The organism is Phormidesmis sp. 146-33 (assembly GCF_052939515.1).
In genome coordinates, this window is record NZ_JBJPHU010000003.1 from 84,125 (window position 1) to 109,830 (window position 25,706).

19 protein-coding genes are annotated in these 25,706 nt (G+C 49.6%); 2 read left to right on the plus strand and 17 right to left on the minus strand.

Annotated elements, in window-relative coordinates; all coding sequences use genetic code 11:
* Window positions 1–262: 262 nt before the first annotated feature.
* The 16 genes from ACJ2PR_RS02355 to ACJ2PR_RS02430 form a co-directional block, all read right to left on the minus strand.
* Window positions 263–1,177 carry a glycosyltransferase family 2 protein gene (locus tag ACJ2PR_RS02355; protein WP_446875764.1) on the minus strand — a complete coding sequence of 305 codons (915 nt, stop codon included), beginning with the start codon at window positions 1,175–1,177 and terminating at the stop codon, window positions 263–265.
* A 66-nt stretch (window positions 1,178–1,243) separates the two neighbouring features.
* Window positions 1,244–1,975, minus strand: coding sequence for a 3-deoxy-manno-octulosonate cytidylyltransferase (gene kdsB / locus ACJ2PR_RS02360; RefSeq protein ID WP_446859126.1), 732 nt, complete (start codon window positions 1,973–1,975; stop codon window positions 1,244–1,246).
* 117 nt (window positions 1,976–2,092) lie between these two features.
* Entirely contained in the window at window positions 2,093–3,085 is a 993-nt protein-coding gene (locus ACJ2PR_RS02365) for a KpsF/GutQ family sugar-phosphate isomerase (protein WP_446859127.1), read from the minus strand.
* A gap of 6 nt (window positions 3,086–3,091) precedes the next feature.
* Window positions 3,092–3,934 carry a glycosyltransferase gene (locus tag ACJ2PR_RS02370; protein WP_446875765.1) on the minus strand — a complete coding sequence of 281 codons (843 nt, stop codon included), beginning with the start codon at window positions 3,932–3,934 and terminating at the stop codon, window positions 3,092–3,094.
* 340 nt (window positions 3,935–4,274) lie between these two features.
* Window positions 4,275–6,632, minus strand: coding sequence for a PA14 domain-containing protein (locus tag ACJ2PR_RS02375; RefSeq protein ID WP_446875766.1), 2,358 nt, complete (start codon window positions 6,630–6,632; stop codon window positions 4,275–4,277).
* 219 nt (window positions 6,633–6,851) lie between these two features.
* Complete coding sequence (locus tag ACJ2PR_RS02380; protein ID WP_446875767.1) at window positions 6,852–8,174, minus strand: ABC transporter ATP-binding protein; 1,323 nt, start codon at window positions 8,172–8,174, stop codon at window positions 6,852–6,854.
* Window positions 8,175–8,213: 39 nt separating this feature from the next.
* Window positions 8,214–9,059 (minus strand): ABC transporter permease, encoded by an 846-nt coding sequence (locus tag ACJ2PR_RS02385; RefSeq protein ID WP_446859131.1) that lies wholly within the window; start codon window positions 9,057–9,059, stop codon window positions 8,214–8,216.
* Window positions 9,060–9,071: 12 nt separating this feature from the next.
* A complete protein-coding gene (locus tag ACJ2PR_RS02390) occupies window positions 9,072–9,497 on the minus strand; it encodes a hypothetical protein (RefSeq protein WP_446859132.1) in 426 nt (141 codons plus the stop codon).
* 846 nt (window positions 9,498–10,343) lie between these two features.
* Window positions 10,344–12,512: a GumC family protein gene (locus ACJ2PR_RS02395; protein ID WP_446875768.1), complete on the minus strand. Its 2,169-nt coding sequence runs from the start codon at window positions 12,510–12,512 to the stop codon at window positions 10,344–10,346.
* Window positions 12,513–12,635: 123 nt separating this feature from the next.
* Entirely contained in the window at window positions 12,636–14,840 is a 2,205-nt protein-coding gene (locus ACJ2PR_RS02400; protein WP_446875769.1) for an SLBB domain-containing protein, read from the minus strand.
* 464 nt (window positions 14,841–15,304) lie between these two features.
* Window positions 15,305–15,427, minus strand: a complete 123-nt coding sequence (locus ACJ2PR_RS02405) for a hypothetical protein (RefSeq protein ID WP_446867332.1) — start codon at window positions 15,425–15,427, stop codon at window positions 15,305–15,307.
* Window positions 15,424–17,397 (minus strand): polysaccharide biosynthesis protein, encoded by a 1,974-nt coding sequence (locus tag ACJ2PR_RS02410; protein WP_446859136.1) that lies wholly within the window; start codon window positions 17,395–17,397, stop codon window positions 15,424–15,426. Before ACJ2PR_RS02410 ends, ACJ2PR_RS02405 begins: the two co-directional genes overlap by 4 nt.
* Before the next feature lie 907 nt (window positions 17,398–18,304).
* The gene (locus ACJ2PR_RS02415) at window positions 18,305–18,703 is read right to left on the minus strand and encodes a hypothetical protein (protein WP_446867331.1); all 399 of its coding nucleotides are present in this window, start codon (window positions 18,701–18,703) and stop codon (window positions 18,305–18,307) included.
* A gap of 148 nt (window positions 18,704–18,851) precedes the next feature.
* A complete protein-coding gene (locus ACJ2PR_RS02420; protein WP_446859138.1) occupies window positions 18,852–19,361 on the minus strand; it encodes a cyclic nucleotide-binding domain-containing protein in 510 nt (169 codons plus the stop codon).
* Window positions 19,355–19,531, minus strand: coding sequence for a hypothetical protein (locus ACJ2PR_RS02425; protein ID WP_446875770.1), 177 nt, complete (start codon window positions 19,529–19,531; stop codon window positions 19,355–19,357). Before ACJ2PR_RS02425 ends, ACJ2PR_RS02420 begins: the two co-directional genes overlap by 7 nt.
* Before the next feature lie 72 nt (window positions 19,532–19,603).
* Window positions 19,604–22,651: an Npt1/Npt2 family nucleotide transporter gene (locus ACJ2PR_RS02430; protein ID WP_446875771.1), complete on the minus strand. Its 3,048-nt coding sequence runs from the start codon at window positions 22,649–22,651 to the stop codon at window positions 19,604–19,606.
* A gap of 402 nt (window positions 22,652–23,053) precedes the next feature.
* Here ACJ2PR_RS02430 and alr point away from each other — a divergent pair, with 402 nt between their 5' ends.
* The gene (gene alr / locus ACJ2PR_RS02435; protein ID WP_446875772.1) at window positions 23,054–24,295 is read left to right on the plus strand and encodes an alanine racemase; all 1,242 of its coding nucleotides are present in this window, start codon (window positions 23,054–23,056) and stop codon (window positions 24,293–24,295) included.
* Window positions 24,296–24,478: 183 nt separating this feature from the next.
* Window positions 24,479–24,928 (plus strand): nucleoside-diphosphate kinase, encoded by a 450-nt coding sequence (gene ndk / locus ACJ2PR_RS02440; RefSeq protein WP_446875773.1) that lies wholly within the window; start codon window positions 24,479–24,481, stop codon window positions 24,926–24,928.
* 267 nt (window positions 24,929–25,195) lie between these two features.
* Here ndk and ACJ2PR_RS02445 read toward each other — a convergent pair whose 3' ends face one another.
* Window positions 25,196–25,648 (minus strand): DUF29 domain-containing protein, encoded by a 453-nt coding sequence (locus tag ACJ2PR_RS02445; RefSeq protein ID WP_446875774.1) that lies wholly within the window; start codon window positions 25,646–25,648, stop codon window positions 25,196–25,198.
* Window positions 25,649–25,706: the final 58 nt, after the last annotated feature.

The following is a 25,706-nucleotide window of genomic DNA, read 5'->3' on the forward strand; positions in this document are numbered from 1 at the left end:
CCTACTTCAGTTGTCAGAATGGGATAGGCTTCTAGTTAATCTCAATGAGAGTTGCATCCTGATTGACTGACAGATCTTTTCCAGTAGGTTGGGTTGAACTCGGTGAAACCCAACGTGAGAGAGGCGACTGTTGGGTTTCGCGTTGCTCAACACCAACCTACAAAAAACGGGGGCTTCAGGAGTTTTGTCAGTCAACCAGGAGTTGCATCTCATAATTTTTCTAGGATTGCCATATCTCTCCATAAGCTGCACCACCAGCGCTTTAAGAAAGCCTATGCATTAGAAAGTGAGATTGTACAGAAAGCCGCATGGTAAGCCGTTTGAGGCGAGACGTTTTGCAGCCTCGAATCACCGCGTTCACTGTTTGGAGTTCTTGAGCGGATGGATGAGGGATTGTTCTAAATTCAACCGCCGCCTGTTCACAAAGATTGTTGGGATGATTGATTTGTTTTGCAAGAAAGGTGAATAAGCGATCGAGCGCCGCTTCATACTTCTGTAAGTACTCTGGAGTTCGTTTCTGTACCTGCCCATAGTGGCCGTTGTTGCCATGCACCCGGTACTTAACCAACGGCTCGACTAAGTAAAATTTGTGAGCACCCACGATCGACGCGCCAAACACCAAACAATCATCTGCCCGCAGCCGCCAATCTTCTAAGTAAGGGATGGGAAACAATTGCTCTAACACTTGCCTGCGGACTGAGAGCGTAGAAGTCCGATGCCCAATCCACGTTCGTTTACACAGTGTTGTGATCTTTGAATAGCCCAGGTCACGATCGGTTTCGTAGCATTTAACAACCCGCTGTTCGTTGCCAAACAACTCGGCACTACAAAATAGAAAATCACAGGTCGGACGCTCTTTGTAAGCCTTGATGATCTCCGCAATGTAGTTTTCTTGATACAGATCATCCGCATCCAAAAAGCAGATAATGTCGCCTTGAGCCGCAGCGAAACCCGACTGAAAACTAGCAAGCTGTCCCTCGTTTTGATCTTTGAGAATCAGCTTGACTCGCTCATGATTGCCAAACTTTTCTTGTAGCAGTTGAGCCGATTGATCCGTTGATTTATCATCCACCACAATGATTTCATCAGCAGGCACAGACTGATTGAGTACACTCTCAATTGCATCAACCACATAGGGCTGATAGTTGTAGTTATTAATCAGAACGGAGACTTTCATGAGTTGAAATGCTTGGTCACACAGGTTAGAGGGGACGATCGCAGCACAATCTTTCAGAACAGTGTTTTAAGCAGGTTGAGCAATCAATCGTTTGGCTTGTACTAAATCTTCGGGCGTGTTGATTTCCAAAATCATGCGTTCAGTTTGACTGACCTGAATCGCGTAGCCATGTTCTAAGACGCGCAGTTGCTCTAGGGCTTCACAGTGTTCTAGCGGCGTTGGGGTGAGTTGGGCATAGGTGGCTAAGAAATCTCGACGAAACGCATACAGTCCGAGATGATGAAACACGGGGGCTGTGCCTGCGTAACGGTAATGCGGAATGGCAGCACGAGAGAAATATAAGGCGCGTCCGTGGCGATCGCAAACAACTTTTACGGTATTAGGATCTGTGTATCCAGCTTCGTGATCGAGCGGACAAGCCAGCGTCGTCATGTCGGGGGTTTTGCCCTGCAAATAGGGACTAACCAACTGAGCCAGCATTTCTGGCGTAACAAAGGGTTGATCGCCCTGCACATTGACCACAACGGACATTTCATCATAGCGCTGCGCCACTTCCGCTACTCGATCGGTGCCTGTCTGGTGATGGCTGCTCGTCATTTCTACGGCTCCACCAAACTGCCGCACACAGTCCGCAATCCTCTGATCGTCGGTTGCAACGACTACTTTGCTAAACGCCTGACAACGGCTGGCTGCTTCATAAATCCACTGCACCATTGGGCGATCGTCAAGTAACACTAAAGGCTTACCAGGAAACCGCTGGGAGGCATATCGGGCTGGAATAACAGCAAGTATCTTCATTGAGGTAGCAACTCCGCAAACATAAACTAGACTTCTGGCGCAAATCGTTGAAGCCCACTGAATAGAATTTACCGGGGCATTCATGCTGTAACTTTTAGCGTCTGTAGCAATCGGCAATTACAAACCGCTGTGGAACAAATCATGTAGCCGCAATAGTCCCAAACATCGCTGGTCAGCATCCACAACGGGCAACACTGAGATTTGAGAGGGGCGTTCTTCCATTAGCTTGAGCGCATCATAGGCGAGTACATCGGGGGTGACGGCGATCGGTTGGGTTGTCATGAGCGTATCGGCTGTCAAGGCTTCGAGTTGAGTGGCCGGAGTCTTGAGTACCCAGCGCCGCAAATCACCATCGGTAATCAGCCCTAGTAAGTTGTTTTGAGAATTGACAATATTGACCGCGCCTAACCCGCCCTGACTCACCGCCTTCAAAACCTCTAACCAGGAAGCTTGAGGCAGCAGTGTGGGGCTGTTATGATGCATCAAATCTTTGACCGTCAGGGTCAAGCGTTTACCTAAGCGTCCGGCGGGGTGGTTGAAGGCAAAGTCTTCGGGCGTGATTCCTTTGATCGACATCAGACTCATCGCCAAAGCATCCCCGATCGCCAGCGCTACTGTGGTACTGGTTGTGGGCGCAAGATTGAGAGGGCAGGCTTCGCGATCGACACTTGCATCTAGCACTACATCAGAGTGTTGAGCTAAGGTCGAACCAAGGTTTCCTAGAATCGCAATGACAGGCACTTGTCGATGTTTTAAGTGGGGAAGCATTGCAATCAGTTCTTCCGTTTCTCCACTATTACTCAGCACAATCCCGACATCCTGAGCCGTCACAATCCCCAGGTCTCCATGCAAAGCATCACAGGGATGGAGATAAACCGCCATTGTGCCAATGCTATTAAAGGTGGCGGCAATCTTTTGGGCAACAATCCCAGATTTTCCGACCCCCGATAGGACAACCTTACCTCGACAGTTGAGAAGCAAATTCATTGCCTGGTCAACAATCTCTGAATTGAGTTGTTTTGCTGTATGAGAAATTGCGTCTGCTTCTAGTTGTAAAAGGGTTTGTACTTGGGAGAACTGAGCGGGTGAAGTTGGAATCGTGGATTGCATGATAAATCAGCGCTTGTTGGACGATTGCAGGGTCTGCTTAAGCTGGCGTAGCACAGGCTTGATGGTGGATTTTAGGCTTTGCTTGGGCGCGTTTCCTTCGCGAATCGTTTGACGAACGTAGGAGCGCACCAGGCTCAGTTCAATGTCTCGCTCGGTGGCGATGCCTGCTGTCATTGCTTCATTGAGATACTGAAACCACAGGTCTCCATAGGGGTGATTGGGATGTTTCCAGGGTTGCGTCAATAAGTTGGTGTAATGGATGAGTTTTGTGTGGTCATCCCAGTAATCAAACACATTCCACTGAGCATCTAATTCGCCAACCTGGTAAGGATGATGAGCCAGAAACTTTGGACTCATACAAGAAAAATCGCTGTAAGCGTAGAGGTTTTGATCCAGCTCGTTCACGATCGTTTCCAAATCAAAGCGGCAGCGATCGCAATCGATCAACATCACACTCAGTCCCCATAGTCCGGCTTCCAAATGGGAGTAGCTTTCTTTTTTTGCCAGGAAGTCACAGCCGTTTAAGGGCGTATCAAACAACTCCTGAATATCTCGGAGACAAATCATGTCTGAGTCGAGATAAATTGCCTTACCCTGGAAGTTACACAGTTGGGGAATGAGATAGCGGTACAAGCTAAATTCAGTCGCGTTGCGATATTTGACGCGCAGAGACATCGGAGCCAAAAACGGTTCCTGATCATTCAACTCGACTGCGTTATGCGTCCCGTTGAGTACATAGATGTCAAGAGGTTGCTGAACGTGTTTCCGCAGGGAGTAGATTAAAACTTTTCGTTCAAGTAAGCTAGCTTCTCCGGAACCAATAAACACTCTAATGGGATGATTTGACATAGTGTAGACAACCTTAGTGGGTGACGATTTGAGGATCGTGAATTAAAAGAATTGTTTGTAGGATGGGTTGAGCTTCGCGAAAGGCACCACTCGAATCCACATAATTTTTAGGGCTGCTTTCGCCTTGAAACCAGGTTCAGACAAAAAACAGCCCTTTAGGGAGTTATACCAAATCAATTTGTGAATGCTACAGATCCTTCGCCCCCTAAATCCCCCATTCTGGGGGACTTTGAGAATCCGAGACTGCTTTGGCTTGAAGTCCTCTACAAGTGGGGGATTTAGGTTGCTCTCCCAGATCTGTAGCACTCAAAGATCAATTTGGTATTAGTAGATTGACCGTCTAGACAATCCGAAGTTGACTGATACTTAATGTTGTTGGAGCATTCTGCAAGGTCGCGATCGTCACTTCACTGCCTGCACCACGTCCATCAGCATCAAACCGCAACACCCCATTACTGTACAAGAAGGTAGGGCCGTTACCGAGAGCAACATTCCCATTGACGAGCACACCCGTTGCCGCCGCACTCAAACTGAGACTCACCCCTGCAACCAGCCCGCTACCAAATCCGACGGCTGAAATCTCGAACGTATCAGTTGCCGTGAAATCAGTAATGAGATCTCCGCCTTCTGTCAGGTTGCGATAGACAAAGGTATCATTGCCACCGCCACCCGTTAACTGATCAAAACCACCGCCTCCGACCAGGCGATCGTTCCCCAGTCCCCCATCCAACTGATTTACGCCTGCATTCCCAATTAAGGTGTCATTCAATGCCGAGCCAACCACATTTTCAATGCTGATCAAACTGTCTTGATCAACGCTAAACGTGCCTTGAGAAGTGCCGACTTCGCTCAACAGCTTGCTATACCAGGCATTACCAATCTTGCTGTAGCCGTTCACGTTGGGGTGAAGACCGACATCCAGAGGCGGGGCTGTAATATCATTCACCGTGAGCAAAGCCCGCATATCGACAAATCTGACCCGCTGACCCGCTGCCTGTCGAGTCGCAATCACATTTGGAATCAGGTTGTTATAGTTGATCGCTTTCTGAGCCGTGACTGCACCCCCAAAAGAGGTTTCTGGACGCACAGGCGGAATCGAACTAACTAACACCGTGACATCAGGCGAACTGCTGGTAATGCGATCGATCAGCACACCTAACTTTGTCGCCATCTGAGCCGGGGTATCTGACCCCCAAGCATTGTTCGTTCCTAGCATTAGCATCACGACATCTGGCTGACCTGTGTTCAGGAAGGTTCCGATTCTGGAGGTGATTACGTCGATCGTGTCTCCAGGATGCCCTTCATGATCGCGATCGCTCAGAGTCCCAGAACCGTCGTAGCCATCCGATCGAGAGCCAACAAAGTCGATCGCCAATCTGTCGCGCTGGAAGTTACTCCACAACACAGAACGATATCCTCCCGTCAGCGGCTCTGGTGTGGCATACATTGCACTCACTCCGTAGGTAATCGAATCTCCTAGCGGCATGAGGCGAGCAGTCCGGTTGGCAAGTCCGCTCTCCAGGTTAACGACAACACTGTTGATTGAGTCTGCATAACTGGCTGTATCAGTGCCTGCTCCCCCGTCGAGAATGTCATTGCCCGTACCACCAATCAGCGTATCGTTGCCCCCATTACCCCGCAAAGTATCATTGCCTGCCAGACCTCGAAGGATGTTGTCACTGTCATTTCCATTCAGGGTATCGTTTGCAGCGGTGCCGTTAGCCACATTGCTAAACAGGCGCGACTGGGAGATCACCTCCGACCCTTGTGTTGGACTAGACCAGTTGAGCCGTACCGAAGCTGTATTGCGCTGTTCGTAGTACTCTAGACGAATGTCATATCGTTGATTAGCCCGGAGAGCAATCGTGCCGCTAGTCGTGACTGGAGCGGTGCGATCAACCCAGTTATTAATAATCAACTGATTGTTGACCCACAGCCTCACCCCGTCATCTGCCGTCGTTTGGAAGGTATAAGTTTCATTAAAAAGTGCTTGAATTTGTCCGCTCCAACGCACCGAGAAAGTATCAGGCGCGATCGCCGCATTCGGAGAACTCGTCCCCCAATTAAAGTTAACGGTTGGGTCAGTGCGGCTGACTTTAAGGTTAGTAAAATCGATATTGTCAAAGTAGTCACCTTTTAGTCCGTTACCCAGACTTTCGGGAGTAGGCGTATAGAGTTGAGACTGAGGCACCACTTCTCGCACCTGAGACGCACTGGCCCAACTCAGCGTCGATCGCGCATTGCCCCCACTCTCAACATAATCTAAACGGATGTCATAAAGTTGTCCCGCCTGTAGTGTGATGGTTCCTCGATTTTCAATTGTGGCGTTAGAACTTCCCCAGCGATCAATGACGAGTTGATTGTTAACCCACAGTCGTACCCCATCATCTGAAGTCGTAGAAAACGTATAGGTTTCACTAAAGCGGGACTTGATCTGTCCCATCCAGCGCACCGAAAACGTATCGGCTGCAATCGTGCGATCGGGAGACCCAAACCCCCAGTTAAAGTTAACCGTTGCATCAGTGCGGGTTACTTTCAGGTTAGTAAAGTCTCGATTATCAAAGTATTCGGCTCTCAGTCCAGTGCCCGGTGCGCTACTAGCGGTGAGGCTACTTTGAGTGGTCAAAAGGCTTGAGGACTGGGATGTTGTCGTTTGATTAGTGGTGAGGGGAGTGGTGCTTAACTGTGTTGTATTCATCAGTAACTTTTAGAGGATTAAGAGTGAGCTTAGAAAGCACCCTTGAAGTACTGATGCACCTGAAGCCTCTTGAAGGCAGTATTTGCTACCTCTATAGTTACTCAAGAATGCGGGAAATACTTTGTTGATATGATTAAGACCACTGTAATTGTCCTCAAATTCTTGTTTAGATCTTCAAAGTTGAGCCTCGCTACATTCGTTGATGAGCGAACGACACGTCTAACTGTGCTGAACGATCGACTGTTGAGCCGCATAAACCGACAGACTTTGCCAATCTGACTTAGACAAGATCTTGCAGCGCTTGGAGTTTGCATGGTGCCCCGTCCCAAAGAAGTCACCCCCTTCGACCTCGACAAAAGCGGCATCTGGAATGTAGTCCAGCACTTCTGAGTCGCGGTAGGCCAGATAAACTGAGAATTGATAGAGATAGTTTGCCAGCGGCAGATTGCGAATCCGGCAGCGAATGTATCCTCTATCTGGTTCTAATACCAGATTGCTGTTGGTGAAGTTTGTTCTAAACAAGAGAACCGTGTTGCCTTTGTCATCGAGAAAATCGAAACTAGCAATCACATCCTGTAAAACGCCGCCCGTGTGATTGTGATAGCCCACTTCTAAATCGTAGTCTTGACCAGATTCTAAACGGGTGACAGGCTTACCAGCGCTATTCAACACCCGAAAACTGGTCATCTGGACTCTACCTGACCCATGACGATCGCGGCGGTCTGCTAGCGCAATTTCCCGTGTCAGTTGGCGAGAGGTTTCCAGGTGAGCATTGATTGCTGTTGGGACATCTCCATCTACTTGGACGGTGCCCTGGCTCAACACAATGCCCCGCGTACATAGAGATTCGACGGTGTTCATGTTGTGGCTCACAAAGAGGACGGTGCGCCCATCTCTGCCCACATCTTCCATTTTTCCCAGACACTTTTTCTGAAACTGGGTATCTCCAACGGCTAATACTTCATCAATGATCAAAATCTCTGGCTCTAGATGGGCTGCCACTGCAAACGCCAGCCGAACATACATTCCCGAAGAGTAGCGCTTTACGGGAGTGTCAATAAACTTTTCTACTTCAGCAAACGCGACAATCTCATCAAACTTGCGGGTAATTTCGGCTTTGCTCATGCCGAGAATCGCCCCATTCAAGTAGATATTTTCGCGTCCGCTGAGTTCGCCGTGAAAGCCTGTCCCCACTTCTAAAAGGCTGGCTACTCGTCCCGCAATCCGAATTGAGCCGCGAGTCGGTTCTGTAATCCGGCTGAGTAGTTTTAACAGCGTAGATTTGCCCGCGCCGTTGCGCCCAATAAAGCCGACACATTCTCCTTGCTTGATTTCAAAGGAGACATCTTGCAGGGCCCAAAATTCTTCTCGTTTAGCGTTTAAGCGCCGAGCTTCAGAGGATTTAAAGATCTGACGCGCGATCGACCGGGTGCCATCCACTATCGAGTCTCTCAGCGTGCCATAAGAACCTGACTTCTTGCTCTGGTGAGAAATGATATATCGTTTTGCCAAATTCTCAACTTGAATTACCGTGTTAGACACGCTTTCTACTCCTATTCGATGAATCGGCACAAGTTCACATTAAATGATGTCAGCAAAAACGCGCTCGACTTTTCGGAAATGCCATATTCCAGTCACGAGCAGCAAAATCACCAATCCCAGCGACAACCCTAGCCCTGGTAAATAAAGCGGGGTTTGGTTACCCAAAATTGCCCACCGAAAGCCATCAATCACGCCCACCATCGGGTTGAGCGAATACAGCAAGCGCCATTTTTCGGGAATAACGCTGCTACTGTAGCCAACGGGCGAAATATAGGTGCCCAACTGCACAATAAAAGGGAGCAATTGCCCAATGTCTCGATATTTGACGTTGAGGGAGGCAAACCACAGTCCGATGCCCAGCGCAGTCGCGGCGGCAATCAGCGTAAAAAAGGGCAGCGTGATAATCTGCCAACTTGGAACAAACTTATACCAGGCCATCAGTCCGAGCAGCACCATTCCCGACACGAGGAAGTCTACAAAGCTGACCACGATCGCGCTGGTTGGAACAATCAAACGCGGAAAATAAATCTTAGAAATCAAGCCTGCATTTCCGACCAAGCTGTTGCTAGTTTGGGTGAGCGCAGCCGCAAAAAATTGCCAGGGCAACATTCCAGAAAACACCAGAATGGGATAAGGCGTTGTGCCTTCGGAAGGCAGTTTTGCCAGATTGCCAAAAATAACACTGAACACGATCATGGTGATAAAAGGACGAATCAACGCCCACGCCATGCCGATCGCAGTCTGCTTGTAGCGCACCAAAATATCGCGCCATGCCAGAAAATAAAACAGTTCTCGATACCGCCATAGGTCTTGCCAATAGTGCTTTTCAGTCTTTCCTGATTGAATGACCAATTCGCGCTGGCTAGAAAGTTGTCGTGATTTCATCCGCATAGCTGGTTAACTCATAAACCGAAAGTCTTTTACCCCATCAAATCGCAGTGTTCGAGACTGCTGACGGGTAAACTGCCCAACGGATGGATTTCCTTGAGGATCAGTTACGCCGATCGCTTGCTGCCATAGTTCAGCAGGTGCAGGCGCGACTTGATAGGTGTGATTCTGTTTTTGGACGTGATACCATTCGTTTCGTTGACACTCGTCACACCAGAAAGCCTCCAGCCATTCTCCATTAAGAGAAACGGTCGTGTGGGCGGCCATTGACATTAAGGCGGCTTTTCGTCCCACTCCGCGCTGTTGAAGCTGTTCGGCTCGATCGGCAAACAGAGAATATTTTTGACTAACGCTGTGTAGATGACAGCCATGTACCGGGCAATAGATCGCCCGTCGCTTAGAGCGCTTTCGATTACGATCACACCTTTTCTGCAATTCGACCTCCTGAGCCGCGAAATGCGACGAAACAAAGGTTACGGTGGGAGAGACTGAGATCAAAAAGACCGTCGAAGCCCACTCCACAAGAGTTGATATACTTTATTCAGTTTTGGATCGCGTGAGTTAGGGTTAAGTGATATGAAGACCTCATATTTGAAACGCTCTATCATGTGACAGTTCGCACACTGTGATGCTCAATACCACTAACTAGCAAAATCCGTAGAATCCGCAGTCTTCATGAAGGCTTCACAGAAGAATGGGGTCTGAAAAGCTTGAAATAGGCGATAATGTACTATTCCTTTACAGAAAAATAGAATACTGAAACGGCTTTTAGAGTGCAAATAGTTTCAAACAGCCTGAGAATTTGTAGAGTGAACACTGTCTGCAATCCTTGAGTTAGTGACCTTTATCTGAAATTTATAATTCGTGACGGCGGATTTATTTTAGTAGCTGCGGTTTTAACGCTCTGCCTTCTGATCAAATCGGGGCACAAAAGCACGTTCTTCAGACTTGTTAGAAGACAAAAGGGGGTTTGTAGGCAATACTCATCCTACTAGAAATGCCCATCCTACTAGAAATGTACTAGCACTGGTCAGTCGATCGCAAAGTGACGTTGTGTAGCGAATCGCCAATTGCATCGGGTTTCCGCCTTTTCAGAGACTAGGGGGAATCTGACAGACAGTGACTCACCAAGGAATGAGAATTCAGCAATATTGAACTTTGTAGGGTGTCTTGAACCATAGCGAAATGCACCGCCAACGATCGGAATTGGTGCATTTCGCATGGCCCAACAGACCCTACGCGATCGTCGATTTTATTAAATCCACAATTACTTAGAGTGATTTACTTAGAATGATTGGCAACCATTCCTAAAATTGGAATACGAGCCGTTTTCAGAGTGTCTAGGGTTTGAGCGATCTCAGGTCGATCGGTTTGACCCAAATCAACCACCAAAATCATCCCATCGGTATGAGTTGCCAAAAGGCTGCTGTCTGCTAAAGATAATAGTGGCGGCGTGTCATAGATTACTAAGTCAAACACGGTTTCAAAATAATTTACTAATTGCTGCATCTTTTGCGACGCAAGCAGCTTAGTGGGGTCTACTGGAATTTGCCCAGAGGTAACCACGTAAAGGTTTTGTTCGGCGGTTGGCTCTGGTAGTGTCTCCCCTCCGCCCACTAAAGCGGGACTCACCTGGTAAACCGGACGAATCACTTGTTCGGGGTGCAGGTCTGTAGCAATGAGATCACTCAGTCCGATCGCTTCGGGTAAGTCAAGCAGATTGTTAAGTTGAGGATTGCGTAGGTCAGCATCGACTAACAAAACCCGTTGTCCCATTGCGGCGGCGGCCTGAGCCAGATGGGTCGCGATCGTAGACTTTCCATTTCCTGGCATCGCTGAACCAATCACCAGAGAGAGAATCGGAGCCTCTGACCGAATGAGCCGAATGTTGGTGTGAAGAGAGCGAAAGGCTTCTGGAAAAACCTGATGCGTATAAGAGCGTGACTGCGACTGACCATTAAAGATTTTGCCCAGACTGTTTAACTGAAGTAGCTGAGGAATGATGGTCGCAATTTTGGCAGTGCGAAGCTCGGCATTGTAAGGAATATTGCCCAAGAGCGGCAGTTTAGCTTGTTTCTTCAAGTCATCGATCGTGTTGATGGTCGTATCCATCCGTTCCACAATCAAAGCGATCGCCACGCCCAACAGTAAGCTTGCCAGCACGCCAATAAACAGCGTTCGCGCTCGCGTATCTTCACGAGACAGGGGCAGTTTGGGAGGCACAATCAGTTGCCAGGGGACATCTCGCTGAGAAGCTTGAATCTGGAGCGATTCTCGAACCTCCAAAAGGCGCTTTAGACTGTCTGTTGCCACCGTCAGATCGCGCTGCAAATCGGTGTAGAGACGGGCCACCATCGGGAGGCGCTTTCCTTGCTGATCTAAAGCCCGTTGAGCATTGGTATTGGACTGTTGCCGAGCCTGGAGAATCGACAATTGAGTATTGATATCCGCAATCTTATTGGTCAACACTCGACGGGCTTCTTGCCGCAGGACGGGAAGTAGATTTCGCCGTTGAGTCCGTAAGGCATCAATCTCAGGCGTGTCATCTTGAAAGCGGGCAGTCTCGATCGCAATCTTGCTATCGATCTCCCGTAACTGACCGACTACACTTTGATAAGCTGGATCGGCTGCCAACGCTGCGACCGCGCCCGATCCGCCCTGCAAATTTTCAAAAGATCTTTGTGTCTCAGCCAATAACTTTTCAGTTTCGAGGCGCTGTTGTTGCAGACCGTTGAGTTGACCCGAAACTTGTCCAACCTGCGTCTCTGGGTCAACAAAATTATTTTTTTCGCGAAAGTTTTGCAGATCTCGCTGAAGGTTGTCTACTCGCCGTTGCGTTTGGGAAATCCGACCGTCCACAAACTTAATCCCTTCGCGCAGGTTTGACTGTCGCTCTTGTTGGCTGTAGCGCAAATAGCCTTGAGAGAGCTTGGTGAGAATGTCTCCGCCGCGATCGCCCTGTAAGTCTACATAAGAGACTGAGATGATTTTGGTATCTTTGGGCTGTTCGATCGAGAGTCCCCCCATCAGAGTATCGTAATCAATCTCAGGGTACTGCGCCTGAATCTGCTTAACGATCGGCTCCAACGTCTTGGGACTCAAGAGCACCTGGATCTGCGTGGGATAGTCCAGACCATTGTTTTGGGTCGTTTGGTTTCCCTCTTGAGTCACCTGATCCAGACTTTGAGCCGTAATCGGTTCGACAAGAAGTTGAAATTCGCCCTTAAACTGAGGAGTCTGCTTGCCCACCATAACTGAAACAATACTGATGGCGACAACGGCTACCCCCGCAATGACCAGCGCTCTGCGCCGCAGCAACCCAAACAGGTGTTGAGAGCCGATGTCTTCTTCCTCATCTCTAAGGCTGGGCTGAATCAGATAATCAGGAATCGAGAGCAGCTTGCCGTTACCCTCAGCGGGATTGTGGGATGAGTTTGACTGAGTATCCATGAGAGTACCTGCGTAGACCTGTATCGGATGCTGTCACGATTCTCACCGTGTTGATCAGCGAGCCGCGACTTCTCGAAAATGAATGAATGGCTGGAACCAGAGAGCGAAAACGAGCCTTCTTGTCTAAAACCGCAGCAAACCGCCAAACGGCAGAATCCGCTGAACAATCCCCAGAACTGAGTCTAGAGTGTCGGTGACCTTTGCCCGCCCAGAGCGATCGACCACAATAATGTCGTTGTTACGAAGAATCGGATTGCCCTTCGCATCGATCCCTTGTGCCAGATTGATGGGGACTGCTTGACGAGAAACCGTGCCGTCAGGGTTGAGACGAATCAGTTCTACAGTCGCCTTGCGCGCATCTCGATTAAATCCGCCTGCGGCTAAGAGCGCTTGATTTAATGGCGTATTCGGCGGTACGTCTACTGCTCCAGGTCTGACGACTTCGCCTACAACATTGACTTTGATCGAGACTGGAGCAAAGCTAGGTGAGCCTAGAAGGGCCGCATCCGCTGGGTTGAAAGCCGTCGCAGTCGGAATCGAAATCGTATCTCCTTGCTGTAAAATCAGGTCTTGACTTAAATCTCCGGAGCGCAAAAGCTGCCAGAGGTCAATTTTGATGACTTGAGGGTTGCCCGATCGCGTCGCTCGACGCACTTCAACCTGACGAATATTGGACATTTGAGTAATGCCGCCCGCCTGCTGAACGGCCTGAGTAATGGTTGGCATTCCTCCTGTTTTGGTCAACACATAAGGCCCAGGACGAGCGACTTCCCCGACCACAGCAATGTTTAGAGGCTGAGTTTTATCGGTCGCAAAGTTAGCCGCCGCCAACTGAGAAGACTCCGCTAGGTTGATCGCCGTCGCCGCAGGAATAAATACCGTATCGCCATCGCGCAGAGTCACGTCTTGGCTCAGGTTTCCAGTTTGAAATAGCTCCCAGAGGTTAACGTCAAAGGTTTGATTGCTGCCCGATCGCTGCGGACGGGTCACCACCACTCGACGGGGATTTGCCGCTTGAGTCATACCGCCCGCTTGCTGAATCAGGCGCGTAATCGTGGGAAACTTCCCATTGTCAGACGGCATCGTATAAGAGCCAGGACGGCCAATTTCCCCTGCAACCGCAATGTTTAAGGGGCGAGGTGCCGATAGCGTCACATCAATCAGCGCTTTTCTGACTAACTTGCTGTATCTTGCCGCGATCGCCGCTTCTGCCTGTTTGAGGGTCATTCCTTCTACAGAAACGCTGCCAATCCGAAACAGGTTGAGCGTTCCGTTGACTAAAACCTGGTAATCCTTGCTGTACTCAGGGACATTGAACACATCGACCTTAATTTTGTCGCCTGCCCCCAGGGTATAAGACTCATCGCTTGAGGCGGCGGCCATCAGAGAAGGTGGCGAAGTCATATTGGACGGCTGATTGGGGTCAATTCCAGGCGATAGCTGAGGGAGTTTGGGTTGAGCCGCCTGAGCAACGCTAGACGAGGCAATGCTGACAGTGCTCATTTGAGGGGAGGTCTGGGGCGGTCTGGATTGAACCGCTTGGGCAGCGCTAGATGAGGCAACCAGGGTTGGGGCTGGCGGCATGGCGTTAGAAGCGGCTGCACTGGAGCGAGCTATTATTTTTTGGTAGACAAATTGGGCAGCATCAGCGCGGGACACGACATTAGACGGTGTATCCAACGCTTCGACGCTTTCTCGACTTTTTTGCAGTCCTTTTTGCATCATGCCTTTGAATTCACCATCAGTCACCTGACGATCGGGGCGAAAAGTGCCATCTGGAAAGCCCTTCACCACGCCTTGCTTGACGAGAGAGAGAATCGCCGATCGTGCGGGATGATTCTGAATATCCGTCAGCCCAGCTTGAGACTTTGCGGCGACGGGCTGTTTTGTCGCGACAGGCTGTTTTGCTGGGGTGGGTGGTTTGGCGGGCGCAGGCTTGCTGTCAGACTGCACCGAGGCCGACACGATCGCATCTAGCGGCAACTGGTCAACACTGATCGAGCGATCGACGGAGGGCATTGCAGAAATTTTGAGGGGAGGCGGCAGATCGATCGCGTTACCCAGATTAGCGGAGTCACTGAGGGCCAGGTCTGCGGGGAGAAGATCTAGAGTTTTGTCACCAGCCGACCTTGCGGATGTCTGCGAGGGCAGTGTTTCTGGTTGAGCGATCGCCTGGGGGAGCTGAGGAGGCGCTGTAGGCTTGGCTGCGTCTTTGTTGCCGGGTTTAGCGGTAGAAGACGTGGCGCTGGGAGTAACGGCATCGTTACCAATAAGTTCGTGGGCAAATAGAGCCGTAATAGCGCCAAGTGCGATAACTGAAACACGCATAAAAAAACCTCATAAACCACAGAACGGTCGAACCGGATGCGCTACATCCATTCTCTGAGTGATGGCGACGACAGCGGGCACGTTGGAAGACGGTGGGAAGACGCTAGACGGAAGACCTTAGACAGAAGACGAAAGCTTTGATTTGTCTAATACCAAATTGATCTTTGAGCGCTACAGATCTGGGAGAGCAACCTAAATCCCCCCCGTGTGGGTGACTTCAAGCCAAAGAAGTCTCGGATTCTCAAAGTCCCCCAGAATGGGGGATTTAGGGGGCGAAGGATCTGTCGCATTAACAAATTGATTGGGTATAAAGTTCAAAGTCCAGAGTCCAGAGTCCAGAATTTTCCGCCAGATCGGTAGCCATCAAAAAGTGAACGAGTGTGAGCATCGGATCAGAATCGGCAGGTGAATGACGATTTGTTCTTAAAAGTCTTGAATACTGATACAGAAGGTTAGTGAATGTATCAGGACGGATCGCGTAGCGTCATGGAAACTACATGAATTTTTCGGCGATCGGTCGTGGTTTTGCGGAGGAAGGGGTGAGGAGTCAGATCCGGCTTGAATTTTGAATCGTTTTGCAACTTCATCCCTGCTTCATAACTAGGGCATTGTGCTGTTGAGGTTTGTACTCAGGCACCAGAGTTTTGAGAATGGATCGAATCGCTAGTGTGTCTTTTTGGTTTGCGGCGAGAAATAACTTGTTCAAAAGTGGCTCAAGCTCTCGCCAGGGAATCATGTTTTCTCTAGCTGCGTAGATTTTGGGATGGTCGGTTTCGATCGCATTCTCGCCTGAGATCAAAAGTTCTTCATAAAGCTTTTCGCCTGGACGCAAACCCGTCAGCAAAATCTCAATATCTTCACCCGGCACCAGACCGCTCAATTCGATCATTTGGGTGGCCAGATCGTAGATCTTGACTGGCTCTCCCATCTCTAGCAAAAAGACTTCGCCTCCTTTGCCCATTGCCCCCGCCTGGATCACAAGCCTCGACGCTTCGGGAATAGACATAAAATAGCGGGTGATATCAGGATGCGTCAGCGTGATCGGTTTGCCTTCTGCAATCTGCTTGCGAAATCGAGGAACTACCGACCCATTGCTGCCCAAGACGTTGCCAAATCGCACCATGACAAAGCGCGTGTAGGTTTTGGGTTGAGCCGCTAACGCCTGGAGGACGAGTTCGGCCGATCGCTTGGTGGCTCCCATGACATTCGTCGGGCGCACGGCCTTGTCGGTCGAGATCAACACAAACGTACTGGCTTTACATTTGTTGGCGGTACGAGCGGCGGTAAGGGTGCCGTAGACATTATTAATGATGCCTTGAGCAGAGTTGGCTTCGACGAGCGGAACATGTTTGTAGGCGGCCGCATGGTAGACGGTCTCAACCTCGTATTGGGTCAAGACTTCTTCGAGCCGTTCTGCGTCGGTGACAGACCCCAGACAGGCCGCACGAGGAATCTGAGGATAGGCTTCTGCGAGTTCAATGTCGATCGAATACAGCGCAAACTCATTCAACTCATACAAAACCAGTACTTTAGGATTTTGTTGAGCAATTTGGCGACACAGTTCTGAGCCGATCGATCCGCCGGCCCCTGTGACCAGGACTGATTTTCCTGTAATGTTTACGCCCAACAATCCGGGGTCAGGCAGCACTTCTTCACGCCCCAACAAGTCAGCGATGTCTACATTTCGGATCTGTTTGATCGACACCTTTCCGGTGAGAATTTCGGCAACGGTCGGCAGGGTTTTGACTTCGATCGACAACCCCTTGAGTGATTCTAAAATGCGACGCTTGTCTTGCGGGGTGGCAGAAGGAACCGCCAACAGCACCATTTTGATCTCGTAGCGAGGCACCAAGGTTGGCAACTGGTCGGGGTGATAAATCCGCAGCCCATTAACCAAGCGCCCCTGAACTGCTGCATTGTCGTCTACAAATGCGATGACATCATAAGTATGCTCCCGCAACAAGGCCTGGAAGATTTGAGATCCAGCGGCTCCTGCACCATAGATGATCAGGCGTTGGGGCTGTGGCGAAATGGGAGCAGTGGGGGATTTAGTGGGAGTGGGAGCCTCGACCCGGTTGAGGAGGTGATTCATCAAAAAGCGGATGCCAACGACAAGCACCCAGGTCACCAGCGCAGAGATGATTTGCACCGATCGCGGCAGGGGTCTAAATTGCAGCACTGCACAGGTCGCGGTCAAGGCTCCTTCACTGATCACCACGGCTTTGAGTGCCAAACCAAAGATTTCGACTCCGGTGTGACGCAGCAGGGAGTGATACATGCCTGTCAGATAAAAGATGCAGAATTTAACAGGAATCGCCAGAACGATCGTCGAAGAGTAAAGCGCAATTTGTTCTTTAACGGAGGAGTCTTCAAAGCGTAAGCTTAGAGCAATATAAATCGCAACAACAAAGATAATAATATCGTTGCTAAAGAAGATATATCGTTTAATTCTTCCTGGTAATAATGCAATGCGGCTTAAGAAAAAATAAGAGAAATTGAGCCTGAGAAGTTTGGAAAAAATAGAAGTAGAGCGTTGTTTAGAAGTTGGATTCTTCATCAGCTAAAACCTCGATTGGTACAGCTTGATCCTTGACCGTCAAAAAGCCAAAAATAGATGACTTTTATCTGGTGAAACACCCTTTTCTATTCGTCATGCAAATAACATTAGCAAGTTATAAAAGCGCAATCAGGATGATTATAATGACATAGCATTACACTTCGGATTGCTTTTTACGATCGCAATGGCTCGATTGATAACCACTACGCTTGCCCTTTGATAATTGCACTTAGATAGAACTCGCTAGATCACACGAACTGTAGATTTAGGAGAGTTGATAAAGTCTGGTAGATAATCTTGTGCTATCTGGAGAGATGCCCTTTTGTTGCTCGCATTGATGATTGCTCTAGTTCCTGCCTAGATTGCCAGAACAATTCCTAATGCCTGAAATAGTTATGACTCCACAACTATGACTCCACAACTTTGCTGGGTCGCTTAAGCCCTAATCTGCGTAATTTGGTGTATTAGCCTCACTATGTATACACTTACGCAAAATTTCGTAAAGATGCCAAGATTACAAAATCGAGAATAATCCTCGATCGAGCGTTTGGGTAGAGCCTGCAACTTACTGTACTGCATACCATAACAAAGCTTATTCAATTTGGCGATAGTCTTGCTATCTAAGTGAGTTTTGTTAAGAGTCTGTTAAGATGCAGTGGTTTATGGGGATTATACTGAGTTTGGCTGAAAGGGGCACGGACTCGGTGATTCACATTCTCCAGAGATTAATCTACATATCTACTCTTCACATTAGAGGGGCAACAATGGCCAACCACAGAGGTTCGTTTCTATCTGAGCCTCAGTACTGAAGCAAGCCTCAAACTTGTGGAACGCTGGTTACGATCGCCGATAAAGTAAAACTCCTGACCTGATCTTTGGGTTGATTGGATTTACCGAAAAACTGGAACTAGTCGATCGCTTTGTCGTGCGCTTCAATTGACCAGCGATATACGATCGGTTGCTGTTTTTTCTGGTTATCAACTGTGATGACAATTAATTTGCGTCCATCAGGCCCCTCAAACTCAAAGCGACAGAATCCCATTCCGGTTCCTGAGCAATCAACGACTTCGTTATAACCAAGCTCCTTGACGATGTACTTTGTTGCACCAAAGAGTTGATCGCCACGTTGGAGGATTGGAATCTCGATCGCTCGCCATCCTTTATTGATCAACAGTTCTCTTGCCTGTGCGTAGGGCATTTCTTTTTTAAGATTGGGCACTTCTTGAGCATATACAGTTCCACTCAAAAGTGTGATGGTTCCTGCAAGAATTCCAGCAATTGAGTAATGGATCAGCTTTGTGTTCATATGCCTGTAAGTAAAGTTTAGTAAACCAGCAACCTAGAGTGAAGCACTGCGTTTTTTGCTCTGATGTAGGGATAAAAGTTGCTCCTTGTAGGCTGATTTTACTCAAAGGATATTCCTGAGACCTAATCCCTCTTGAAAATTGCCCCATCTATCTCAGTTTTTGCGATCGTGGTGCAGGCTCGTTATAAATCTCCTGATCCAGCTTGCTTTTGAGCATTCCCAATTCGTGATCTTTGGCGTTGAGTTTGAGATTGAGTTCGCGAATGCGACGAGAGAGAATGCGAATAATATTCAGGGCGATACCGGGAGTTTCGTCGATCGCTTCATATAACTGCTGTTGGGTCAAGACAAGACAATCACACCGCTCTAAAGCCGTCACCGACGCAGACCGAGGCTCCGCATCAAACAGCGACATCTCCCCAAAAAAGTGCCCCTTCTTTAACTGCACCAATTCTTGTTCGCCAATATGTACCTTTACCATGCCCTGCGCCACGATGTAGAGCGATCGCCCCTCCTGCCCTTGAGTAATAATCACCTCTTTGGCATTAAAGCAGCGCTCATCCATAATCGAAGCCAACCGCACGAGAAAATCATCCCGCAATTCCTGAAAGATGGGGACTCCTCGAACCAGTAGCAGACGTTCAAAGCTATTTAGCATGACAGTGGGAGGAGGAAGGGATGAGGGATGAGGAAGGGATGAGGGATGAGGGATGAGGGATGAAGTAGGGCGATCGGTTTAGAGATTAGCCGCTTGTTGATCCAGTAATGCACATAAAGCTTGTCTACGATCGTTTGGCCATTCATCATCGTTGTCTGCTGATTATTCATCCCTGATTCCCTGCCTCAAAATCATACCTGTCCAAGACGATGCATCCCTCCTCCCTCCTCCCTCATCCCTCATTACAGAGGCTCCAATTCCGCCGTACTGGGCATATCGTCGTCGTCTTGAAATCGTCGGATGGGAATTTGCCCTAGATTTAGCCCTTCCATCATTTGTTTGACCTGGCTGGCGACTAAACGATCCGGGTCATTTTCTAACATAGGCAAAATTCGGATCAGCGCACTGGGAGAGGCAAGCTGTAAATAAGACAAAACCGCCTCGCGCACAAAGCCTTTGGGATGATTGAGACAGGCGAGAATCTGCTCACTGGTAAGGCTCCAACGAGACTGACGCGCCAGATGAAAACAGCAGGCCAGCGACCAGTCTGATAAAAAGTGACGCAAATCTAGCAGATAGCGAAGGCGATTGTGCGGATTCATCGGCTCATAGCCCACAATTCCCGCTAGACTTTGCAGCTTGTCTACATCTCGGTTGCTGTCCAAAATCGCTAACAGCGCACGTTTGCTGGGAATGTCTAAGGTGTTGTCTAAAATCTCTAAACCCTGGGCCATATTAGACTTTGAGCCAGACTGAAGGTTAAAAGAAGCCACCTGAATCGAGTTGAGCGAGTAGAGAAATTTCATCAACAAAAAGAGTCGATCGATGCCATCACTGGGAAGATCTCGCAGCGATCGCCTCAACAGATCTGCTTCCTGTCCGCGCGCCCGTTCTGGAGTCAAATCGACCAGTGCCGCATAGATCTGACCGATAAACATGATTTCCTGATCGATCAACTGCTCTACACCTCGCCGTCCCAGCCGATCCAGCACCGCCTCGATCCCTTTTTCTAAAGGAATTTTTAGCAGAATTCTCAAAATATTGCGGCGCGTTTCTCCCCAGGAGGTTTTGAGGTGGGCAATGAGAATCTCGATCGCTTCTCTGGTACCAATTTGCCCGATCGCGCTCCAGGCGTGAGAACGAACCAGATTGGGTTGGTGGACATCTTCGGCCAGACTGACCAACATCGTTAAGGCATCGTTTTCCAGCTTCACCAAGGCACTCTGGGCAGCATTGCGCGTCGATTTGTAGCTCAGACCTCTCAACAGCGACGGATAGTATTCCTCTAAGCGGGTGGCTCCGATCGCTTCCAGCACCGCACATCTCACAGGCAGCGATTTATCCTGTAACAAATTGGGGATGTAAAGCCGCAACGCCTGCAAATAAACCGCCTCACCCAGCGCCCGACAGCCCATCACCCGCTCTTGTTTGTGCTTGTGAGTCAACATTAGCCGCAACGCATTCGTCGCTTCCGCTTTTTGGGTGGGGGTGCCCTGCTTGAGCATGAGAGACGCAGCCGTGCCGCGAATGATCGGGTCGATTTGGGGATGAAGGTACGATCGCAGTTGACGAATATCCGGATTTTCATCGGTGAGCCAGATATAGCGCAGCGCGACGGCCATGACTTCGGGGGCAGGCTTTTGGGTGATCAGATCTTTGACCGAGGGCAGATGAGACAGACTGGGATGCGCGATCATCACCTCCAGGCTTTTTTGCTGCAAGCTGGGCGTGAGCTTGTCTAATAAGGGAGCCAGCACTTCACCGACGTTTTTGGGATCGATCTGGCTGAGAAGCTCAATGCACGATCGCTTGTCCGCTTCGACTCCGGGCTTGTCTAGTGCCTCGATCACGGCGCGTTTGAGTTCTCGTAAGTCTACATCTGATCCGCTGAGTTGTCCCCGTCCGGCGCTAAAGACGAGTAGCTTGACGTAATCCTGTTTGAGCAAGTAGATTGCCACCCACCAGCCCACCGCCAGGAGAATCATTACCCCAAAAATCAAATTTTGCCACTGCCGCTCCGTTTCACCTTGCTCCGTCAACCAGACCAGCCAGAATAAAACAACGCCCGTGGCACCCGTGGCGATCGGTTCCGCAATGCCGCGAATATTAGCCTGGAGTCCTCCCCGCACGGCTTCGGGCACTGGCTGAAACAACACAGGACTCACACTGGCAAACAGGGTGTAGTGCAGCAGTTCGTATAAAAACTTACGCATCACCAGTCCCAAAAAGATCGGTAGGGGTGCCGACGCGACGATTTCACAAATCACGATGCCGATCGTCATTAGTACGACGACAACAGGCAGGGCCATCACCGTCTGAAACACTCCCACCGCCTCGATCACGCGACTTGAGAACAGCCATTGAGCGATCAGTTCACAAATCCCCAGCGCGCCATTAAATACGGAGAGAAAGCTGGCGATCTTCTCACTTTGGGCAGAAAATTCGGGTTGTCTTTCAAGCTGGCTGAGAAACTGAAAATCGACCAGCAACAACAGCACCTGCGCCATGATAAAAAAGACAACCAGCAGCCCGACATAGCGCCGCATCTTACCGCGAACTTCCTGACGATTTTCGACCTGGCGATCGTCTCTTCTGCGTCGAGAAGCGGGAAAGGACTGCTGGTAGGTTTGACACAGGTAAGACAAGATGCCTGCGCCGATCAGCATCATCACAAATGAGAGCACAATGACGGTGGGAATGCCGCGATCGCGAGGCAACGCCGCCAACACAAACGGCAATGAAAAACCACTGACAATATCGGCGACCAGTACCCCACTGCTGATCAAGGGATACGTCCGCTTAATTTCTCGAATGTTAAAAAGCTGATTGGCGGTGATTGACGCATTCAGGTCATTCAAGACATAAATCGCCTCTAGCCACAGTCGCAGCAACAATACCGTCGTTTTGAGAACGATAATGCCACTAATCGCCGCACCCGCCGGAAAACTCAGCCCAAACTGCAACAACAACAACGGTAGCGCCATCAACAGCGCAATCAGGACAATGACTCGCCTCAGTGACAGATATTTTTGTAGCCACGAATAAAGAAAGCCTAGCCCGACGCTAATTCCAGAACTGGCAATATAGATGATCGGCAGATTGGCTGCACCATACTGTTCGAGAAAGAGTCCAACGGCGCTGGCTTCGAGCCACATCAGACCGATCGCCGTCGTAGTATAGAACGCAAACATGAGCAACGTGCGTTCGCTTTCTTCTGGACGAAGATTAATCCATCGTAGAAATTTTCGTCCTACCCCATCTCTGGCGTATTGCTGGTCGATCAGTTCCATGTAGCGTTTTGTCCCGTACCGTGTATTCGATGCGCCCCTGTCAAGTGTTTACAGTTTGCCTCAGTATGCGGAGATTAAACAGGCCATGATCTTTAAAGTCTTTAACTTAGTAAGCGGGGTAGTCCCGCAATTTTACGCAGAGATCGCCCCCTACTTGCCCATAAGATTCCCAGATTGGGGAGATTTCTTGCTGGTTACACAAGTTCTGCCTTTAAAAATTTACCCGTTCTATACAAATGGCGATCGCCGATTCAACTTCTATTTTGTCTCTGATTGCAGATTTAGACTGCCAGATTTCTCACAAAAGCGTCTTACAGTCAGAGTGGAGTGGGTAGACCATTCAGAGTTTGGAGAAGTACGATTGCAGAAATCAAATCGTGTGTGGTGTAAGAGGAGTCTGTCATGTTGAGTTGGGATCAAAGTTCCAGCATTGCTCTGATGCAGCGAGAGCGGGCCTGGGTTGAGATTGATTTGGTCGCGCTTTCACAGAATATTCAGCAAATTCGTGGATTGCTGGCGGCGCAGACGGAGCTGATGGCCGTCGTCAAAGCCGATGCGTATGGACACGGAGCCGTCACCGTCGCTCAAACCGTTTTGCAAAGTGGGGCCACTTGGCTGGGAGTCGCAACCATTCCCGAAGGGATCGAGCTGCGAGAAGCGGGCATCAACGCTCCGATTTTACTCATGGGCGCAACGCATACAGCCGAACAGATTCGAGCGATCGCTCACTGGCAGCTTCAACCCACCCTGTGTACGCCCAAGCAGGCCCTCGTGTTTGCCGAAGCGATGAGTCACCTGTCGCGATCGCCGCTTCCCGTTCACATCAAGTTAGATACGGGCATGTCTCGATTAGGCACTCCGTGGCAACAGTCAGTTGAATTTGTGCAGTTGGTACAGCGATTACCCAATTTGGCGATCGCCAGCATCTATTCTCATTTAGCCACGGCTGACGACCCTGATCCCACGATCATGCGGCAACAACAGCAGCGCTACGAAACTGCTATTCAAGCCTGTGGGTTTTCGCCTGCGCCCAATCCTCATCGCCCTCGTCTACATCTCGCCAACTCAGCAGCCACGTTGACCGATGCCAATCTGCACTATGACCTGGTGAGAACGGGACTGGTCATCTATGGACTTTATCCCGCAGACCATTTAAGAGGTCAGATTGATCTCAAGCCTGTCATGCAAGTAAAAGCGCGAGTCACCCAGGTCAAAACCGTTCAGCCAGGAACCGGAGTGAGCTACGGGCATCGATTCGTCGCTGACAAAGAAACGCAAATTGCTGTAGTCGGAATTGGTTACGCAGACGGCATTCCTCGCAATCTTTCTAATCATTTGACAGTATTGGTTCGAGGTCAACGGGTGCCCCAAATCGGCTCGATCACGATGGATCAGATTATGTTGGATGTGAGCAGCATTCCCGCTCTACAAGAAGGCGAAGTCGTGACGCTATTGGGTCAAGATGGCAACCAGCAGATTTTGGCGGACGATTGGGCCAAGACTCTCGGCACCATTTCCTGGGAGATTCTCTGTAGTTTTAAGCATCGCCTTCCCCGTGTCGCCGTCGGCAACCCCTTTCTCCAGCGATCGATCTCCGAGATAAGTGACCCCTCGCGAGTTACTCAAAGCGATCGATCTCGATAATGGGCTTTTTCGCTTTGATGCCGAAGCCTTCTGCCCCCCAAGCTGCCAATTCTAGAAGACTTTAAAGCCAGCCCTCCCTCATCCTCATCCCTCCTCCCTCCTCCCTCCTCCCTCCTCCCTCCCGATCGCCGCCGTTCTAAGCTAATCTGATCTTGTAAAAATTACTCTCCTGGGAGCGCCTCTGTGGAACGGACATTTCTAGCAATCAAGCCCGACGGTGTACAACGCAAGCTGATTAGCGAAATCATTGGTCGCTTTGAGACAAAAGGCTTTACCCTCGTCGGCCTCAAGTTTATGAACGTCAGCCGCGAACTCGCAGAACAGCACTATGGAGTGCATAAAGAACGTCCCTTTTTTGGCAGCCTGGTTGAATTCATCACCTCTGGCCCCGTCGTCGCGATGGTTTGGGAAGGCGATGGTGTGATTGCGGCTGCAAGAAAAGTGATCGGCGCAACCAATCCGCTCACGGCTGAACCGGGCACAATTCGGGGTGACTATGGCGCAAACATTGGTCGCAACCTGATTCATGGATCGGATGCGCCCGAAACGGCTCAAAGTGAGATCGCACTCTGGTTTAAAGAAGAAGAACTGGTGAACTGGCAGCCTACAATCCTTTCCTGGATCTACGAATAGGCTGACGGAGCGCATCAATTTACGTGAATTCGATGGTAATCCTTCGCTACGGTTACCAATCCGCGCAGCCCCCTAAATCCCCCACAAGTGAGGGACTTTGAACGAGAAATTATTGTCTCAAAGTCCCCCAAAATTGGGGGGTTGGGGGGCAAGAAGCGCTGAACAACGAAGCGAGAAAACTCCATCGAATTCACTTTAGGATTGCAGAGTGATGAACAGTCAATTTAGAGGCTAAATTCATTCTGCATTTCTTAAGCTTGCCAAAATCTAATCTTGCCAAAACTGGGCTGAAAGTAGCGTCTCCACACTGCGATCGCACCCCCATTCATCAGGAAATCTAGTCTTGCGATACGTGCTTTGCACCTCGGCTAACGCATCCTGGTAAGCGTCGGCAAAAATTTCGTCAATGTAGCAAATTAAACTCGGTGAATCTTCGATCAGCCACTTGAGTCGTTTGCGCTGGTCGGCGATCGTTCGTTCCCACGCGCTATTTTTACTACTGCTATCCACAAAGACTCGCTTGAGAAGATGAACTAGAAGGCAGTCTAATCGGCTCCTGAGTTCTCGCTTTTCGGTGCGTCCCAGAGCGGAGAGTTCATCAATCATATGAGGAATATCTACCTGATCAAACGCTTCGTTCTTCAAGCTGGCGGCTGTTTGCTCAATCCATAAAGCAAAATCTTCTTCGTAGAGAGAAATCTGAAACTGAGGTTGCGACATTTCAGGTAAATATACTGAGATTTGGCCACCGATCTTAGGTTCACGCTCGGTCAAGGGA

Excerpts from the sequence above, each read along its gene's own strand:
- ACJ2PR_RS02365 (WP_446859127.1), bottom strand. The coding sequence starts at position 3,085 with ATGCAATCCACGATTCCAACTTCACCCGCTCAGTTCTCCCAAGTACAA.
- ACJ2PR_RS02420 (WP_446859138.1), bottom strand. The coding sequence starts at position 19,361 with ATGCTAAATAGCTTTGAACGTCTGCTACTGGTTCGAGGAGTCCCCATC.
- ACJ2PR_RS02375 (WP_446875766.1), bottom strand. The coding sequence starts at position 6,632 with ATGAATACAACACAGTTAAGCACCACTCCCCTCACCACTAATCAAACG.
- alr (WP_446875772.1), top strand. The coding sequence starts at position 23,054 with ATGTTGAGTTGGGATCAAAGTTCCAGCATTGCTCTGATGCAGCGAGAG.
- ACJ2PR_RS02415 (WP_446867331.1), bottom strand. The coding sequence starts at position 18,703 with ATGAACACAAAGCTGATCCATTACTCAATTGCTGGAATTCTTGCAGGA.
- ACJ2PR_RS02430 (WP_446875771.1), bottom strand. The coding sequence starts at position 22,651 with ATGGAACTGATCGACCAGCAATACGCCAGAGATGGGGTAGGACGAAAA.
- ACJ2PR_RS02395 (WP_446875768.1), bottom strand. The coding sequence starts at position 12,512 with ATGGATACTCAGTCAAACTCATCCCACAATCCCGCTGAGGGTAACGGC.
- kdsB (WP_446859126.1), bottom strand. The coding sequence starts at position 1,975 with ATGAAGATACTTGCTGTTATTCCAGCCCGATATGCCTCCCAGCGGTTT.
- ACJ2PR_RS02445 (WP_446875774.1), bottom strand. The coding sequence starts at position 25,648 with ATGTCGCAACCTCAGTTTCAGATTTCTCTCTACGAAGAAGATTTTGCT.
- ACJ2PR_RS02355 (WP_446875764.1), bottom strand. The coding sequence starts at position 1,177 with ATGAAAGTCTCCGTTCTGATTAATAACTACAACTATCAGCCCTATGTG.
- ACJ2PR_RS02400 (WP_446875769.1), bottom strand. The coding sequence starts at position 14,840 with ATGCGTGTTTCAGTTATCGCACTTGGCGCTATTACGGCTCTATTTGCC.
- ACJ2PR_RS02385 (WP_446859131.1), bottom strand. The coding sequence starts at position 9,059 with ATGAAATCACGACAACTTTCTAGCCAGCGCGAATTGGTCATTCAATCA.
- ACJ2PR_RS02410 (WP_446859136.1), bottom strand. The coding sequence starts at position 17,397 with ATGAAGAATCCAACTTCTAAACAACGCTCTACTTCTATTTTTTCCAAA.
- ACJ2PR_RS02425 (WP_446875770.1), bottom strand. The coding sequence starts at position 19,531 with ATGAATAATCAGCAGACAACGATGATGAATGGCCAAACGATCGTAGAC.
- ACJ2PR_RS02405 (WP_446867332.1), bottom strand. The coding sequence starts at position 15,427 with ATGAAGTTGCAAAACGATTCAAAATTCAAGCCGGATCTGACTCCTCAC.
- ACJ2PR_RS02370 (WP_446875765.1), bottom strand. The coding sequence starts at position 3,934 with ATGTCAAATCATCCCATTAGAGTGTTTATTGGTTCCGGAGAAGCTAGC.